The organism is Sphingopyxis sp. Soil_C_28 (assembly GCF_057657055.1).
This window is the reverse complement of sequence record NZ_JBDGJE010000002.1, coordinates 682,374-699,374: the sequence shown is the minus strand read 5'-3', so window position 1 is coordinate 699,374 and position 17,001 is coordinate 682,374. Positions and strand designations below refer to the sequence as shown.

15 protein-coding genes are annotated in these 17,001 nt (G+C 64.7%); 9 read left to right on the top strand and 6 right to left on the bottom strand.

Annotated features, from left to right (window positions below; all coding sequences use genetic code 11):
- Window positions 1–41 precede the first annotated feature (41 nt).
- Window positions 42–524, top strand: a complete 483-nt coding sequence (gene bfr, locus AC3A43_RS11500; RefSeq protein WP_487792670.1) for a bacterioferritin — start codon at window positions 42–44, stop codon at window positions 522–524.
- Window positions 525–753: 229 nt separating this feature from the next.
- Window positions 754–1,173 (top strand): addiction module antidote protein, encoded by a 420-nt coding sequence (locus AC3A43_RS11495; RefSeq protein ID WP_487792669.1) that lies wholly within the window; start codon window positions 754–756, stop codon window positions 1,171–1,173.
- Window positions 1,174–1,191: 18 nt separating this feature from the next.
- On the opposite strand, the gene AC3A43_RS11490 is transcribed toward AC3A43_RS11495, so the two are convergent.
- Genes AC3A43_RS11490 through AC3A43_RS11480 form a run of 3 tightly spaced genes read right to left on the bottom strand, consistent with a single transcriptional unit; the run spans window position 1,192 to window position 5,765 of the window.
- A complete protein-coding gene (locus AC3A43_RS11490; protein ID WP_487792668.1) occupies window positions 1,192–1,728 on the bottom strand; it encodes a Slp family lipoprotein in 537 nt (178 codons plus the stop codon).
- Between the two features lie 22 nt (window positions 1,729–1,750).
- Entirely contained in the window at window positions 1,751–4,651 is a 2,901-nt protein-coding gene (locus tag AC3A43_RS11485; protein WP_487792667.1) for a M16 family metallopeptidase, read from the bottom strand.
- Window positions 4,652–4,694: 43 nt separating this feature from the next.
- The gene (locus AC3A43_RS11480; RefSeq protein WP_487792666.1) at window positions 4,695–5,765 is read right to left on the bottom strand and encodes a GGDEF domain-containing protein; all 1,071 of its coding nucleotides are present in this window, start codon (window positions 5,763–5,765) and stop codon (window positions 4,695–4,697) included.
- A 234-nt stretch (window positions 5,766–5,999) separates the two neighbouring features.
- Here AC3A43_RS11480 and AC3A43_RS11475 point away from each other — a divergent pair, with 234 nt between their 5' ends.
- Window positions 6,000–7,988 carry a lipoxygenase family protein gene (locus AC3A43_RS11475; protein WP_487792665.1) on the top strand — a complete coding sequence of 663 codons (1,989 nt, stop codon included), beginning with the start codon at window positions 6,000–6,002 and terminating at the stop codon, window positions 7,986–7,988.
- Between the two features lie 72 nt (window positions 7,989–8,060).
- Here the strand turns inward: AC3A43_RS11475 and purC are convergent, their stop codons facing one another.
- The gene (gene purC, locus AC3A43_RS11470) at window positions 8,061–8,840 is read right to left on the bottom strand and encodes a phosphoribosylaminoimidazolesuccinocarboxamide synthase (protein ID WP_487792664.1); all 780 of its coding nucleotides are present in this window, start codon (window positions 8,838–8,840) and stop codon (window positions 8,061–8,063) included.
- Window positions 8,841–9,050: 210 nt separating this feature from the next.
- On the opposite strand from purC, the gene AC3A43_RS11465 reads away from it, so the two are divergent.
- A complete protein-coding gene (locus tag AC3A43_RS11465) occupies window positions 9,051–9,971 on the top strand; it encodes a crotonase/enoyl-CoA hydratase family protein (protein ID WP_487792663.1) in 921 nt (306 codons plus the stop codon).
- Here AC3A43_RS11465 and AC3A43_RS11460 read toward each other — a convergent pair whose 3' ends face one another.
- Both AC3A43_RS11460 and AC3A43_RS11455 read right to left on the bottom strand, forming a co-directional pair.
- A complete protein-coding gene (locus AC3A43_RS11460; protein WP_487792662.1) occupies window positions 9,972–11,603 on the bottom strand; it encodes an alkaline phosphatase D family protein in 1,632 nt (543 codons plus the stop codon). It abuts the gene before it with no gap.
- A gap of 62 nt (window positions 11,604–11,665) precedes the next feature.
- Window positions 11,666–12,790 carry a DUF3667 domain-containing protein gene (locus tag AC3A43_RS11455; protein ID WP_487792661.1) on the bottom strand — a complete coding sequence of 375 codons (1,125 nt, stop codon included), beginning with the start codon at window positions 12,788–12,790 and terminating at the stop codon, window positions 11,666–11,668.
- A gap of 79 nt (window positions 12,791–12,869) precedes the next feature.
- Here AC3A43_RS11455 and AC3A43_RS11450 point away from each other — a divergent pair, with 79 nt between their 5' ends.
- From AC3A43_RS11450 to AC3A43_RS11430, 5 genes are read left to right on the top strand one after another with little or no spacing between them, the layout of a single operon-like run.
- On the top strand, window positions 12,870–14,156 hold the full coding sequence (locus tag AC3A43_RS11450) for a glutamate-5-semialdehyde dehydrogenase (protein ID WP_487792660.1): 1,287 nt from the start codon (window positions 12,870–12,872) through the stop codon (window positions 14,154–14,156).
- Window positions 14,120–14,815: a nicotinate-nucleotide adenylyltransferase gene (locus AC3A43_RS11445; RefSeq protein WP_487792659.1), complete on the top strand. Its 696-nt coding sequence runs from the start codon at window positions 14,120–14,122 to the stop codon at window positions 14,813–14,815. Before AC3A43_RS11450 ends, AC3A43_RS11445 begins: the two co-directional genes overlap by 37 nt.
- Window positions 14,812–15,210: a ribosome silencing factor gene (gene rsfS, locus AC3A43_RS11440; protein ID WP_487792658.1), complete on the top strand. Its 399-nt coding sequence runs from the start codon at window positions 14,812–14,814 to the stop codon at window positions 15,208–15,210. Before AC3A43_RS11445 ends, rsfS begins: the two co-directional genes overlap by 4 nt.
- A gap of 33 nt (window positions 15,211–15,243) precedes the next feature.
- The gene (locus AC3A43_RS11435; protein ID WP_487792657.1) at window positions 15,244–15,672 is read left to right on the top strand and encodes a 23S rRNA (pseudouridine(1915)-N(3))-methyltransferase RlmH; all 429 of its coding nucleotides are present in this window, start codon (window positions 15,244–15,246) and stop codon (window positions 15,670–15,672) included.
- A complete protein-coding gene (locus AC3A43_RS11430; protein WP_487792656.1) occupies window positions 15,669–16,883 on the top strand; it encodes a murein hydrolase activator EnvC family protein in 1,215 nt (404 codons plus the stop codon). Before AC3A43_RS11435 ends, AC3A43_RS11430 begins: the two co-directional genes overlap by 4 nt.
- Window positions 16,884–17,001: the final 118 nt, after the last annotated feature.

Below are 17,001 nucleotides of genomic sequence, written 5' to 3'. Positions count from 1 at the left end.
GCGCCCATCCCATTTCAAGACAAAATGACAGGACTGACACCATGAAGGGCGACGAAAAGGTCATCGATTTTCTGAACGAGGCGCTCAAGAACGAGCTGACCGCGATCAATCAATATTGGCTGCATTATCGCATGCTCGACAATTGGGGAGTCGCACGCCTCGCCAAGTTCGAGCGCGAAGAGTCGATCGACGAGATGAAGCATGCCGACCAGCTCGCCGATCGCATCCTCTTCCTCGGGGGCCTCCCCAATTTCCAGATGCTCGGACGCCTGCGCGTCGGCGAGACCGTCGAGGAAGTGCTGAAAGCCGACCTCGCGCTGGAGGAAGAAGCGATCCCGCTGCTCAAGGACGCGATGGCGCACAGCGAAAGCGTGCGCGACTATGTCAGCCGCGACCTGTTCGGATCGATCCTCGAAAGCGAAGAGCATCATGTCGACGAGCTGGAAAAGCAGTTCGAGATGATCGAACGCATGGGCATCGAAAATTACATCCAGCTCCAGTCGAGGCCCGCCAGCGACGATTGATATCTGATTCGACGGCAGACCGGGCAACGCCCTAAACCGTTGATAAAAGAGGTGCTTTCGGGCGCCTCTTTTTTTGCTTGCATTTGCAAATGGTTCTCAATAGCAAGATTGGGCAGTCCCCTCCTGCCGGCCGCTGCAACTTAAAGCTGCGTTTTAAAGCGGCCGGCATCTTTTTTCGGAAACGAGGAAGCGGACAGACGGACTGCCTGGGCCGGGAGACGAGACAATCATGCAAAGCAGCGAGCTGATCCGCCAATTGACCGAACAGCCACTAGTGCGCGATTTGTCGGTCGAAGCGGCGCAGGCGGTCCTCGCATTACGCTATTGCATCCTTTGCCGCCGCGGCGAGCGCGACCCGATGCCCGAACTCGAACGACGCTGGAGCAATATCCTCGCCGCGCGGCGCTATCGCCTGGTGGTGGAGGCGATCGGCCATGTCTGGCCTGACCCCTTTGCCGTCGCGCCGCCCTGCTGCCCGCGCGTCAGCTTCGACGAGGCGCTGCTCGCTGCGGTCGTCGGCGCCGCCTCGCGCCGCGACCGCGTACATTTCGACTGGCTGACCGCCGAAATGCTCGGCGGCGACGCGCGCGAAATGCTGTTCATCGCTCTGGAGAATTTCATTCGTGCCCGGGCGCCGGGACGGGTCTAGCGCAAGGAGGCGGGTGAGCTAGTCGTCCACAACGGGCTCGGCGGTCAGAAAGCCCTGCTTGCACACCGGGCTGTCATCGCCCGCGAGGCAGTCGGACCAGCGATAGAGTCTCTCGATGCCGATCGTGGGGCCATCGGACCCGCCGCCGCCCATGCCGACATATTGCTTGCCCGTGACCTCTCCGATGATCGTGACATTGGTTTGCGTTTCCACCAGTTTTGGGTCGTAGACGCCCGATCCACAGGCGACGAAGGTCTGATAGGTCGGATCGGAGGTCCAGCGTGGTTCGCCATAATCGCCGCTCCGCGCAAAAAGGATCGTCAAGCAGCGCCCATCGATCCCGTAGACGCCGCCCGCCCAGCGCACGCGCGTGCCGATGTGCCGCGGATCGAGCGCCGCTTCGGGCGTGAGCGCCGCGACGTCGGCCGCCTTCAGCGTTTCGAGTTCCTGTAAGAGCATGGCGCGATCCTGATCGACGGTCGCCGTATCCTGTTCGCCAGCGACCGCAACCCCCGGCGCCATCGCCAAGACGAGGAACAGCAGCCCTCTATCCACGCGCGACATCCCGGTGCCCGCTCTATTTGCCCGCCTTGTCGCTGACCGCCTTGATCACCAGCGCCTTGTCATCGACCAGATAGCGCTTGGCGAGGGCCTGCAATTCAGCCGGCGTCGCCGCCTCGACCTGGCCGATCCCTTTGCGGCTGCGGTCGAGGCGATCGGCGTGGCTCGCGGCTTCTGCTACATAGTTCAGCCAATAGGCGTTCTCGCGCCGCGACTTCACCATCGCTTCGAGCAGCGGACGCCGCGCGCGATCGAGCAGGTCGGCGTCGATGGGCTTGTCGCGCAATTCCTTCGCGATCGCGAAGATCGCGCTGCGGGTCGTCGCGAGATCCTTATAATCGGCATTGCTCGCGGCGAAGAGGTGACCATATCCCGGAAACTCGTCCGACAGGCTCGCCGCCGCACCCGGGCTATAGCTTTCACCCAGCTTCTCGCGCAGTTCCTCGGTCAGCATCAACTGCATCACCCGCGACAACAGCGTGAGCTGCATCGCCTCGGCAAGGTCGCTGTCGTCGCGCGCTGGCCAATAGACGCGCAGTTCTGCCTGTTCTGCCGGACCCTTGTGGATCAACGTACGTTCGCTGCGGTCGGTCGCATACTGGCGGATGCGGGCATCGGTGCGCGGATCGAACGCGGCGCGGCGTTCGGGCAGTGCGCCGAACGTGGCCGCGATCGCATCGATTGCCGCCTGTTCGTCGATGTCGCCGACGACGCCGATCTCGATCGCACCATGCGCAAAGCTGTCGGCGATCACGGGCTTTAGCTGTGCCCAATCGAGCGCCATCATCTTTTCGAGCGGTGGGGTCTGCGAGCGCGGGTCGTTGTTGGCAAGAATGCCGCCGACATCGCGGCCGAGCACCGCCGCCGGGGTCGCATCATTCGCGGCATATTGCTGTGGCAGGACGCGGCGGATCAGCGCCAGACCATCGGGGCGATAGCCAGGGTGCGTCAGATAGGCCGCCATCAGCTTGGCCTGCAGCGCGAAATCCTCAGGCGAGGTCAGCGCGCTGCCCCCGAACGCGTCGGTGGCGTTGCCAAAGGTCGGGCTGATCGTCTTGCCCGCAAGGATCGAGCGCAAGTCGTCGAGGCTGTGCGCTTCGAGCCCGCCGAGCATCAGCGAGCCCGCAAGCGACACCTTCGTGGGGTCGTCGCGGGTCGCGAGCAGGTTGCCGCCGTCGACGCGGAGCGACAGCATGACCTTGTCCTTCTGGAAATCGGTCATCTTGATGTTGAGCATGACATTGTTGGCGAACCGGATGCGGCGAATGCCCAAATCCTCGACGCGTTCGTCGCTGATGATTTTGCCCGGTGTCCCGAAGCTGTCGTAGGCAAAGGCGGCATTCGCAGCCTCGGTCGGCGCGGCGACGGCGACCTGTGTCGACTCGCGCAGCGCCGCGAGGATCGCGTCGGTGCCACCATCGACAGGTTTTTTCGCGGTGACACGCGCAAGCGGCGCACTGAAACCCTCCATACGCTTGCGGAATGCGGCGGTCACCGCGGCGGCGGTCAGCGAGGGCGCCGTCGTCTCGAACAAAGCCTGTGAGGTTTCAGGGCGGACAAATACGAAATCGCCGTCAGCGGCCGCGATCAGCGTATCGGCAAGACCGTCGCTGCGCCGCGTCGTGACCCCGGCAACAGCATTTTTCAGCGCGGTGCGGCGGTTCGCCAACTGCTCGTCGACCTCGGCCTGGGTAAAGCCGTGCAGCGCCGCGCGGCGCTGTTCCTGTTCGACGAGTGCGAGCGCGTCCTTCCACGCCCCCTCCTTCGCCACCGCGCCAACCGTGATCTGGTCGAACTTCTTCCAGCCCTCCGCATCGCTGAAATAGCCGGTCAGGATCGGCGAATCTTCATTGAGTGCAATCTTTGCGAGCCGGCGGCTGACGATCGCCTCGCCGATATCCTCGGCGAGACTCCGGGCCCGTTTCGCCTTGGTATCGGGTTCGAGAGTCCATGGCTTGAAGCTCGCGATCGTCACCGAATCCTGAATCGCCGGATCGACGAAATCGTCGGCAGCGGCCGCGCGCTTGTAATCGACATCGCCGATTTCGGGGTCGGCGCCCGCTGGGCCGCGGCCCTTCCAGTCCGCAAAGCGCGCCTTGATCTTCGCCTCGATCGCCGCGGGGTCGAAATCGCCGACCATCACCAGCGTCGCGCGCTCGGGACGGTAATAGCGATCGTAAAGGTCGCGCAGGCGCGCCGCGGGCGCGGTCTTGATCACTTCTTCGGTGCCGACCGGGATGCGGTTCGCGACATTCATCCCCTTCATCTGGAAATCGAGCTGGTCGATCAGGCTGCGCAATTGATAGGTATCGCGCGCGCGGCGTTCGGACAGGATGATACCGCGCTCGCGGTCGACCGCAGCGGGAGCGATCATCAGCTCGCCGCCCGTCTCGCGCATCAGCATCAACCCGGTGTCGATCAAATCATCCGATGCGTTCGGCAGATCGAGCTTGTAGATCGTCTCGTCGAACCCGGTCGACGCATTGGTATCGGCGCCGAACGCCAGCCCCTTGCGCTCGAGCAGCTTGATCATCTCGCCCTCGGGCACATTGGTCGATCCGTTGAACGCCATATGTTCGAGGAAATGCGCCAGGCCGCGCTGGTCTTCGGCTTCAGCAAAGCTGCCGACCGCGAAGCGCATGCGCAGGACGACGCTGTCCTTCGGCGTGCTGTTTTTCAGCAGCGCATATTTCATCCCGTTGGGTAGCACGCCAAAAATGATGTTCGGATCGACCGGCACGTCGCTGGGCGCGAAGTTCCATGCCTTGGCCGCTTCGCTCTGCGGATTGACGGCGGCGGTCGCGGTCGCCGCGACCTTGGCAGGTGCTTCTTTGGCGTAGGCAGGCGCGGCGCTGACGGCGAGGAGGATCAAGGGCGACAGCGCGGTCGAAGCACGCCGGACAAAGGATTTGGTCATTCTCAACGATGTGGCCACCGCCCTTCGGGCGGTCAAGCCATCTTCACGCGACCCGGCCGATGCTTTCGACAGACGACGTCTGGCCGCGCTCGGCCGCTTTTGCGGCGTAGAGCGCGCGGTCGGCGACTTCGAGGAGATCGCGCGCGCTGTCGCCATGCTCGGGCCAGGTGGCAGTGCCGATGCCCGCCCCGACCGCAATCGACCGCCCGTCGATGCGATAGGGCGCGGCGAGCGAGGCGAGAACATGGTCGGCGAGCGCGGTTTCGAGCAGCGGCGAGCGGGCAGGCACGAGGATCGCAAATTCGTCGCCGCCCTGGCGCGCGACGACGGCATGGTCGCCGCATGCACGGCGCAGCCGCTTGGCAAGTTCGCACAGCACACCATCGCCGATCGCGTGGCCGTGCTGGTCGTTGACCGGCTTGAACCCGTTGAGGTCGAGCAGCGCGATGGCGAACGGGCTGGTGCTGTCGGCCTTGGCAATCTCTTCGTCGAGCCGCATGTCGAACTCACGGCGATTGGCAAGGCCAGTCAGCGGATCGGTGTGTGCCAGGTCGCGCATCTGGTGCTGGAGCTGGAGCAGGTCGATCAGTTGGTCATGCTGTTGCAGGATCATGCGCAGCAGAAAGATCGTCGCGACGACAAGGCTGGTGCCCGCGGCAATTTCGGGGGCGATGCCCGATGTCAGCATAAGGATCGATATCGGCATCAGTCCGATGAGCAGGTTCACAAAGGTCGCAAAGCGGATCGACGACAGGCAGTAGGCGGTCGCGAGCGAGCCCATCGCCATGATCATCGCGTAATAGCTGTGCGTCGCAGTCGGCGCCGCGAGCCAGTTGACCACCGTCCAGACGCTGCACATCGCGCCAGTGACGCCCGAAAGCCAGGTCGATTCGACGATCATCCGCCGCGCGCGACGCACGCTCATCCGCCGTCCGCGGTTGTGGATCAGGAAGGCGAACCCAAGCAGGCCGATAACGGCGAGCGTCAGCGGGAAGCCGATGCGGATCACCGGATGCACCGACGGCACCCCGGCGTAAATCGCGGTCGGCGTGGTCGCCGCCAGCATCAGGAACAGCATCGGGGTCAGCGTTTCGACGCGATTTGCGCGCAGCAAGGCAACATCATCCCGAATCGCGTCCGGAATCGGCGGAAAAAAGCGCGTGCGCAGCCAGTGATAGACCCCCGTCATAGAGGGGGGATAGCAAGCGCGGGTAAAGCAGGGGTTAAGGATCGAAACCTTGCCTTATCACCCACCTAAGGGCTGCTCACAGGCGGATGGCTTGCGAAATATTAACCATGTTCAGGAACAAGCACAGCCGAATTTCATGTGCCCGACAGGAGCCACGCCATGTCCTATCCGATGCCGCCACCGACCTCGCCCACCGCTGCGCACACCGCGCCGATGCCGTCGGCCGATCCGACCCTGCCGCAGAACGATACGCCCGCGGTGCAGGCCGCACGCACGGCGCAGCTCATCGCGACGCAGGCGGTTTATACTTGGGACACCGACGTGCCCTCGCTGCCCGGCGTGCCGCTCGCGACCGACGTGCCAAAGAATGACGAGCCGACGATCGCCTGGTTCGTGATCCTGATCGGCGTCGGGCTCGACATTGTACGCAACGCGCTGACCGTGAAGCTCGGCGGGGTCGACAAGGGCGAACTCGACAGCCCGCGCGCGCAATATGAAGCCGCGCTGGTCGAGTGCGATGCGATCGAAGCCGCGGCGGCAAAGATCGCGTCCGAGCATGGCGTTCACACCGGCGGCAACATCTTCGAACGCATGATCGGCGACGTCGAAAATGCCGTTGCCGCCGCCGAGCGGGATGCACATGTCGCGTTGCTCAAGCGCTACAAAGACCGCCTCGAACAGCTGATGAAGGTCGAGGACGCCGACGGGCTCGGCAGCAAGACACCGCGCAGCATCGAGGCGTATCGCGCCCTGTTTGCGACGCTGCCGGTTCCGGGCATCAGCTATATGTTTCAGGACGACAGCGAATTTGCGCGACTGCGTGTGCAGGGTCCGAACTGCATGCTGATTACCGCGGTCGGCGACACGCTGCCCGCCAACTTCCCGCTGAGCCCCGCGAAATACAGCGCCGTCGTCAATGGCGACACACTGGCCGCCGCGCTCGCCGACGGGCGCCTTTTCCTGCTCGATTACAAGCCGCTCGAGGTCCTCGATCCCGGCACCTATGGCACGATGGCGAAATATGTCTGGCAGCCGATGGCGCTTTTCGCGGTCCCGCCGGGAGGATCGTCGCTGATTCCTGTTGCGATCCAGTGCGGACAGGACCCGATCGACTATGCGATCTTCACCCCCTCGCCTGTCGCTGACAAGATATGGGGATGGGAAATGGCGAAGTTCGTCGTGCAGGTCGCCGACGGCAATTTTCACGAGCTGTTCGCCCACCTCGCGCGCACGCATCTGGTGATCGAGGCCTTCGCCGTCGCGACGCATCGTCATCTGGCCGAGGTGCATCCGATCTGGGCGCTGCTCGTTCCGCATTTCGAGGGCACCCTGTTCATCAACGAGCAGGCGGCGACCTCGCTGATCGCCGCAGGCGGTCCGATCGACCATATTTTCGCGGGCACGATCACATCGAGCCAGCTCGCCGCAGTCGATGCCCGGCTGGCGTTCGATTTCCATGGCAAGATGCTGCCGGCCGATCTCGCGGCGCGCGGCGTCGGCGTCGATTCAACGCTCGAAGATTATCCGTACCGCGACGATGCGCTGCTCGTGTGGAACGTGATCCACGAATGGGCGCGGCAATATGTCGACCTTTATTACGCGCACGATGCCGATGTCGTCGCCGATACCGAGCTTGCCGCATGGGCGACGTGCCTTGCGGGCGAAGCGAAGATCAAAGGTTTTGGGCCCGTCACGACGCGCGCGCAGCTCACCGAAATCTGCACGATGGTGATATTCACCGCGAGCGCGCAGCATGCCGCGGTGAACTTTCCGCAAAAGGATATCATGGCGTTCGCGCCCGCCGTCACCGGCGCGGGCTGGCAGGCGGCACCCAACGGACAGCGCGGCCACGACAAGACGGGCTGGCTCGCGATGATGCCGCCGATGGCGCTCGCACTCGAACAGCTCAATGTGCTCGAACTGCTGGGATCGGTGCATTACCGGCCGCTCGGAGATTACCGCAGCAACGCCTTTCCCTATCCTTTGTGGTTCCAGGACCCGCGCGTGACCGAGACCGAAGGACCGCTGGCGTGGTTTCAGGCGGCCCTTGCCGACGTCGAGGCAGAAATCGCGGCACGCAATGCCGAGCGGATGCAGCCTTATCCGTATCTGCAGCCGAGTCTGATCCCGACCAGCATCAATATTTGAGGCGTCAAAAATGAGAACCCCGGCAAAAGCCGGGGTTCGTTTTTCGAGAGGCTGGTCCGGCGCGCGCCGGGATCAGCTGCCCTTTTTCTTCCGGTGGCTTTCGAGATCGAGCACGGCATTCTCGCCGCCCTCGGGCAGCAGGCCCAGACGGCGCGCGACTTCCTGATAGGCTTCGACTTCACCGCCGAGATCGCGGCGGAAACGATCCTTGTCGAGCTTTTCATTCGTCGTCATGTCCCACAAACGGCAGCCGTCGGGGCTGATCTCGTCGGCGAGGATGATGCGGCTGAAGTCGCCTTCATAGAGTCGGCCGAATTCGAGCTTGAAATCGACCAGACGAATGCCGACCGCGGCGAACATGCCCGACATGAAGTCGTTGATGCGGATCGCCATGTCCTGAATGTCGTGCAGCTCATCCTGACTGCACCAGCTGAAGCAGGCAATATGCTCTTCTGCGACGAGCGGATCGCCGAGCGCGTCATCCTTGTAGCAATATTCGATGAGCGTGCGGGGAAGCTGCGTTCCCTCTTCGATGCCGAGGCGCTTCGACAGCGTGCCCGCGGCAACATTACGCACGATGACTTCGATCGGCACGATCTCGACCTGGCGGATCAACTGCTCGCGCATGTTGAGACGGCGGATGAAATGGTGCGGCACGCCGATATTGCCGAGCAGCGTGAATACATGCTCCGAAATCCGGTTGTTGAGTACGCCCTTGCCGCTGATCGTGCCCTTTTTCTGGGCGTTGAACGCGGTCGCATCATCCTTGAAATACTGGATCAGCGTGCCCGGTTCGGGGCCTTCGTACAGGATCTTCGCTTTGCCTTCGTAAATCTGGCGGCGACGGGACATGGCGTGCAAACTTTCTGTCGGAACCAAATGAATGACCCCGGCAAAGCGACTCAGACGGAGGCGCAGCGCCGGGGCGATGGGGCGCCTATAGCGGCAAAGGTCGGGCGCGTCATCCCTGCCGTCGCCACCACATGCCTTACGTTTACGTCAACTAGAGCTTGCGCTCCCGCGAATCGCTTGCGACGATGGACGCAACCAAGGGAGAGACAGATGAGCTTCGACCAGATTCGCCTCGACAAGCATGAAAGCATAGCGCTGCTGACGCTGCACCGCCCCGACCGGATGAACGCCTTTACCACCCAGATGATGATCGAGATCGTCGCCGCGCTCGACGAGTGCGACGCCGACGACGGCGTGCGCGCGGTGATCTTTACCGGATCGGGCGACCGCGCCTATTGCGCCGGCGCCGACCTCGGTCAGGGCGCCGCGACCTTCGATTATGACAAGCGGACCGACAAGGCGGCGCTCCTGCCCGGCGGCATGGCGGCAAGCCCAGTCGCCGAGGACGGCACAATCGACTGGTCGCACCCGCTGATCCGCGATTCGGGCGGGCGCGTGTCGATGCGCATCTTCGACTGCAAAAAACCCGTATTGGGAGCGATCAACGGCGCCGCGGTCGGGATCGGCGCGACGATGACGCTGTCGATGGACGCGCGGCTGGCGAGCGAGACCGCGCGTTACGGCTTCGTCTTCGCGCGGCGCGGGATCGTGCCCGAGGCGGCGTCGAGCTGGTTCCTGCCGCGGCTGGTCGGCATCCAGAATGCCGTTGACTGGTGCTATTCGGGGCGGCTGATCGATGCCGCCGAAGCGCATGAAAAGGGGCTGGTGCAGTCGGTCCACAAACCCGGCGAACTGGTCGATGCCGCGATCGCGAAAGCGCGCGAGCTGACCGATCACAGCGCGCCGGTGTCGGTCGCGCTGACCCGCCATATGCTGTGGCGGATGCTCGGCGCGCCGCACCCGATGAGCGCGCACCGCTGGGACAGCCGCGCGATCTTCGCGCGCGGGCGCAGCGCCGATGCCGCCGAGGGCGTGTCGAGCTTTCTCGAAAAGCGCCCCGCGAACTTCACCGTCAGCGTCGCGAACGACTATCCCTGGTTCGCCGAGTTCGAGGACACGCCGCCCTATTGATCAGGCGGCGTCATATTTCCGCCGCCCGCGCGCCGCGCCCATGCTGTGCGTTTCCTTGAGCGCCGGGGTGTGGGTGCGGATCGTTTCGAGATTGTGCCAGTTCGCGGTCACCCGCTCGCGCGTCAGCTGCACCGATACATAGCCGCGGTCCTGCGTGTTCGCCCACACAAGCTGCGGCGAGGATGCGCGCAGCGCCGATACGCGCGCCGCGTCGGAAATGCCCGTCGTATAGGCTTCATACCCCGGCGAGGTGACGCTGTGCCCGCCAACCTCGATCCCGGCCGGGCGACCATCATGCGACAGGTCGAACGCCCAGGCATTGTGGCTGTCGCCCGACAGCGTGACGAGATCGGCGTCGGCCTTTTGCGCCGCCGCGAGCAGGCGCGAACGCGCGGCGGGATAGCCATCCCAGCTGTCCATGTTCAGCGGCAGGCCGGCTTCTGACGCGAGCTGCGACACCTCGACGCGGCGTTTTACATATTCGGGCTGATCGGCGCCGAACCAATTGCGCGATTCGGGCGGAGTGAACAGCGACCCCATCACGATCTGCTGCGCGCAAACCTGCCAGCGGGTGCCTGTCTTCACCGAATGGCCGAGGCCGTCGAACAGCCATTTTTCCTGTTCGGCACCCATCAGCTGCCGCGCGGGGTCGCGATAATCAGTCTCGGCAAATTGCTTCAGCATCGCGGCGACGTCGCGCTTGCCTTCCAGTATCTCTCCCAGCTCGAACGGCCGGTCGCGCGCGGTGATCCGCGTTTCGGGCAGGAATATCGTCGCCAGGTCCCCCGCCTGGTACTGGCGCCAGCGCGCGTCGGCGACGGGCATCCATTCGCCATGCGCGCGCTCGGCCGCCGCTTCGCGCGCGCGCCATTCGCCCTCGCCTTCATCGTGATTTTCGGCGCCGCCTTTCCAGACGTCGTTCGCGAACTCATGATCATCCCATTGCGCGATCACCGGGAACAGCTGGTGCAGCCGCTGCAGATCGGGGTCGCTGCGATAGGCGGCATAGCGCAGGCGGTAATCGGCGAGCGCGACAATCTCCTGCGTCGGCTGGATATCGCGGCCGGGCAGCGCGTCCTTCAGCGCGGGATAGTCGCCGACTTTATATTCGTAGAGATAGTCGCCGACGTGCGCCACGAGGTCGATGTCGTTCCGCGCCGCGGCATGGGCATAAGCGTTGAACCAGCCGAACGGCAGGTTCGAGCAGGAAAAAAGCGCGATCGTGAAGGCGCTGGTCGGGCCAGCGGGCAGCGTGCGGGTGCGCCCCGTGACCGACTTTGTCCCGTCGGGCGCAACAAAACGATAGAAATACCAGCGACCTGATTTGAGCCCGTCGACTGTGATCTTTGCCGTATGATCGCGCTCGCCTTTGGCGGTGACACTACCGCCACCGGCGATGCGTCCAAAGTCGGCGCTTTCGGATAGTTCGACAGTCAGCGCGCTTTCGTTCGCTGCGGCATAGCGCGTCCACAGCAGCACCGAATTCGCGCTGGGTTCGCCGCTCGCGACGCCGTGGGTAAAGCCCTGCGCCATGTTCGCCAGCGCCGCGCCGGGCAGCGACAAGGCCGCCAGCCCCGCCGTGCCGAGCTTAATCAGCAGACGTCGGTCCATTTCGCCCCAAAGCTGGTGCATCGCGTCTTCTCCCTCTTCGTCCGGCCGCGTCTTTGCCCGGCCTTTGTTACGATTCGGCGCGGCTATCCCATCACGCCAAGCGCGAGCAGCAGCAGCATGAACATGACGACCGCATACAGGCTGAAAAAGAGCAGCAATGTCGCGCGAACGAGGGCGCCGAAGCGCGACGAGCGATAGGCCCCACGTAGCTGGCGATACATATGAAAGGGAACATAAAGCATCGCGAAGGCGGTCGCGACGTCGCCGAATATCGTCAGGTTGAGCAGGCGCACGACGACGAACAGGATCAGCATGAAGCTGATCGAATAGGTGACGAAGACGAAATGGTCGTAGGTGTGAAAACGTCGGCTGAACGGAAAGAGCAGCCACATGAAGGGCAGCGACAGCGGGATCAGCGCCCAAGCGAATTTATAGGCGTTCGCCTGTAATTTATAAAAGACGAGCGCGGGGTTGGCGATCGCCTTTTCAAGGCCGTGGTCGATGAACGGAACGCCGGTGTTGACCTTGGTGCGCGAGATGAACTCGACGCTGGTCATCATCTGCTTGGTGGGATCATCGACGACGGCGGGCCCCTTGTCGCGCTCTTCCTTGCTGAGACTGCGCGCAACGCCGAGATAGTCGGCGCTTTTCTGCAGCGTTTCGCGCTCGTCGACGAGCAGCTTCCGCTCCGCGGGCTTCAGATCCTTTGCCGCAAGGCTGGTGTCGACGCGCTTGACCTCCTCCTCGAAACTTTCCTTGAGCGCGTTGGAGCGTGTCTGCTCGGCCGCCGCTTTCGCGATCCCCTCGCCAACCCCGCCGCCGCTGCCGACGATGGCAAGCACCGCATAGGTCAGGAACACCGCGAACAGGAACAGGGCAAGCGGCGAAATGAAACGCGCGCGCTCGCCATGGATATAGCGGCGCGTCAAATCGCCCGGCCGCCATGCCAGCAGCGGCAAGGTGTTCCAGATCTTGCCTTCAAAATGGAATATCGCATGGACGAGGTCGTGCCCGATCGCGCCGAAGCTACGGTGCACGTCGGCGCGCTGGCCGCAATAATGACAATGCGACCCCGCGAGGCTGGTGCCGCAGTTCAGACAGCGCGCGCCGGCGTCCGGAGTGCCCGTGCCCCCGTGCCGCGGCTCCACCGCATGCCCCGCCAACCCGGCGGTCACCGCCGCCCCAATGCCTTCGATATCCCCGCTCATGACGCCCTGCCTAAAGGGGCGCGGGGGATGGCGCAACGGGACTTTCAGGCGCAATGCAAAACGTGATAGTGGCGGCGCCATGAACGCCGAAGCCCTCACTGCCCCGCCGATGCCCGGCGATGCCGCCGCCCTGATCGCCGACATGGGCGCGCGCGCGCGCGCCGCGTCGAAAGCGCTCGCGCTGGCGCCGACCGCGAACAAGGCCGCCGGACTGGTTGCCGCTGCCGCGCAAATTCGCGCGCGGGCGATCGATATCCTTGCCGCCAATGCCGAAGATATGGCGGCGGGACAGAAGAACGGCCTGTCGGGCGCGATGCTCGACCGGCTACGGCTCGACGAAGGCCGGCTCGCCGCGATCGCCGACGCGATCGACGCTGTTGCCGCGCTGCCCGATCCGTCGGGCGCCGAAATCGACCGCGTGACGCGGCCCAACGGGCTGGTGCTCAGCCGCGTGCGCGTGCCGCTCGGTGTCGTCGGCATCATCTATGAAAGCCGCCCGAATGTGACCGCTGATGCGGCGGCGCTCGGGTTGATGTCGGGCAATGCGGTGATCCTGCGCGGCGGCAGCGAGGCGGTGCATTCGAACCGCGCGATCCACGCGGCGTTCGCGGCGGGGCTCGTCGAGGCTGGGCTGCCCGCCGATGCGGTGCAACTTATGCCGACGCAGGACCGCGCCGCGGTCGGCGCGATGCTGCGCGCGCAGGGACTGATTGACATCATCATCCCGCGTGGCGGCAAGGGCCTCGTCGCACGCGTGCAGGACGAGGCGCGCGTGCCCGTTCTCGCGCATCTCGACGGGATCAATCACCTTTATATCGACGGCGCTGCCGATCCCGGAAAAGCCGTGGAACTCGCCGTTAACGCCAAGATGCGTCGCACCGGCGTGTGCGGCGCGACCGAGACGATCCTGATCGACCGCGCCTATCCCGCAACGCTCGCCATCGTCGAAGCGCTGGTCAAGGCAGGCTGCGAAGTGCGCGGCGACAAGGCGGTTGCAGCGCTCAGCCCGCATGTCGATCCGGCCTCGGCGGGCGACTGGGACACCGAATATCTCGACGCGATCGTGTCGATTGCTATGGTCGATGGCCTCGAGGGTGCGCTCGCGCATATCGACGCGCATTCGAGCCGCCACACCGACGCGATCGTCACCGAGGATGCCGCGACCGCCGAACGCTTCCTGTCGGGCGTCGACAGCGCGATCGTCATGCACAACGCCTCGACGCAGTTCGCCGACGGCGGCGAATTCGGCCTTGGCGCCGAAATCGGCATCGCCACTGGCCGCCTCCACGCGCGCGGCCCCGTCGCGCTCGAAGGGCTCACGACCTATAAATGGTTGGTGCGCGGCACGGGACAGGTCCGGCCCTGACGCGCCAGATCCCCACCGGCCTCCTCGGCGGCAGCTTCAATCCGGCGCATGGCGGGCATCGCGCGATCAGCCTGAATGCCATCGAGGCGCTGAATCTCGACGAGCTGTGGTGGCTGGTGTCGCCGGGCAATCCACTGAAGCCCAAAGCCGGCATGGCCTCGCTGCCCGCACGGCTCGGTTCGGCGCAGCATGCGGCGCGGCGTTCGCCGATTCGCGCGACCGCTATCGAGGCGGAACTGGGCACGCGCTACACGATCGATACGCTCAAAAAACTCGTCCGCCGATACCCGAACAGACAGTTTATCTGGATCATGGGGGCCGATAATCTGGTCCAATTGCCCCAATGGCGCGACTGGCGGGGGATCGCCCGACTCATGCCGATTGCGGTTATCGCGCGTCCGGGCTATAATGACCGCGCCCACGCAAGACGTGCGATGGGTTGGCTTCGGCGCTTCGTCCGGCCCGCGGACCAGAAATTACATTGGACGGACTGGAGACCGCCCGCCCTCGTGTTCCTGCGTTTTTCGCCCGATGTGCGATCCGCAACTGCGATACGGCAGGCCAACCCCCGCTGGTTCGAACGCTATGAAGGTCGCGCCTTGCGCGATCCGCTGACGCGTTCGCGGCTTGTGGGCACGAACAGGAAAGGACGCATTTGATCTCCGCCACCCAGGATGCCGCCGCAGGCGCCGCATCCGCAAATGACAGCGTGGAATCGCTCCACGCACTGATCCTCCACCAGCTGGATGAGGACCAGGCCCAGGAAACCATTTCCATCCCGCTTGCCGGAAAAAGCAGCATCGCCGATCATATGGTGATCGCGAGCGGCCGATCGACGCGCCATGTCTCGGCCATCGCCGAGAAACTGGCACAGCGGATCAAGCAAGAAGCGGGCCGCCAGGTTCGCGTCGAGGGACTGCCCAATGCCGATTGGGTGCTGCTCGATGCGGGCGACGTCATCGTCCACCTGTTCCGTCCCGAGGTGCGTAGCTTCTACAACCTCGAGCGTATGTGGTCGTTCGGCGACGCGCCGCCGGTTGTCGCTGCAAATTGACGTCCCTGCCCTGCCAAGGGTAGGCGGGGCGTCATGTTGTTGCACATCATCGCGCGCGGGCGCATCGGGCGCGGGCCTGAGGCTGAGCTGGTCGAGCGCTATATGAAGCGCGTGACCTGGGCGCAGAAGATTTCGGAGCTTCCGGATACGGGCGGGCGCATGCCCGCGGCAGCCGATAACAGCAGAACCATCCTGCTTGACGAGGGCGGCGACCAGATGTCGTCGCTCGAATTTGCCAAATTGCTCGAAAAATGGCGCGACGGCGGAGTGCGCGAGACGCGATTCTGCCTTGGCGCCGCCGACGGCTTTACGCCCGAAGAACGCAAGGGCGCCGACAAGGTCATCGCGTTCGGCCGCGCGACCTGGCCGCATCTGATGGCGCGCGCGATGCTCGCCGAACAATTGTGGCGCGCCACCAGCATCGTCGCCAACCACCCCTATCACCGCGAGGGTCGCCAGTGAGGCGCGCGCTTGCCGCGCTGGCGATTGCCGCCGTCTTTGCGGGCGGCGCACTCGCGCTGGCACAGAGCGACATCTTCGATCCAACCGCGATCGCCGCGCGCGAGCGCGATCAATTGCTCAGCGCCAAGCAGCAATCGGCGGCAGCGATGGCGCGCAGCACCTTGCTCGAAAAGCAGGCCCTGGCCGCGAGCAGCGAGGCCGACCGGCTGAAAAAGCACAGCGCAGCGCTCGCCGCGCGCATCCAGTCGGCCGAGGCCGATATCAGCGCCGGCGAAGCCCGCGTCGCGCTCGTAAGCCGCCGCCTGTCTGCACAGCGCACGCGGCTGGCGCGGCAACAACAACCCCTGCTCGAACTCGCCGCCTCGCTTCAACAATTGAGCCGCCAGCCGCCAGTCAGCGTGCTCGCGCAGCCGGGATCGCTCACCGACATGGTCCACGCCCGCGCGGTGATCGACGCCGCGATGCCGGTGATCGAACGCCGCACCGCCGGAGCGCGGCGCGAACTTGCAGCGCTACAGCGGGTGCGGCAGCAACAGGCGCTCGCACTGAAGGCGCTGTCTGCCAGCAAGGCGCAGCTTGCGCTCCGCCGCGACGCGTTGACGCGGCTCGAGAATGAAGGGCGCCTGCGTTCGCGCGAGTTGATGAGCAGCGCCCAGCTCGAAGCCGACCGGGCGCTCGGGCTCGGCGAAAAAGCGCGCGATATCGTCGACCTGATGGATTCGCTCGAAACCGACGGTGCTGTGCGCGCCGAACTCGCGCAGCTCGCGGGTCCGTTGCGTCGCCCGCGCAATCCCGAGGGGGGTGTCACCAGCACCGCGCCGCCCGCGGCACCCGAACCCGAAATGACCCAAGGCGCCTACCGCCTGCCCGTCGTCGGCCGGATCGTCGCGGGGCTCGGCGAGGTCAATGAAAGCGGGGTGCGGTCACGCGGCGTCACGATTGCGGCGCGGCCGGGCGGCCAGGTCGTCGCCCCTGCCCCCGGCCGCGTCGGCTTTGCGGGCGATTATCGCGGTTATGGCAAGATCGTGATCATCGATCATGGCGGCGGCTGGGTCTCGTTGCTCACCGGCATGATTGCGCTGTCGGTCGGCGTCGGCGACACGCTCGACGCCGGCGCGCCCGTTGGCCGTGCAGGGTCCGACGACAGCCGCATCACTATCGAACTTCGCCGTGGCGGACGCCCGGTCGATATCGTCGCGATGATCGGCTGATCCTGACCGGTTAATCGCCCGTTACGCTGGCGCTCCGTATCGGGATGCACCGCTTGACGCCCGCAGATTTGCGTAGGAGGATGGCGCACCGGGGATTATAAGGCGGGATTGCTCTCGC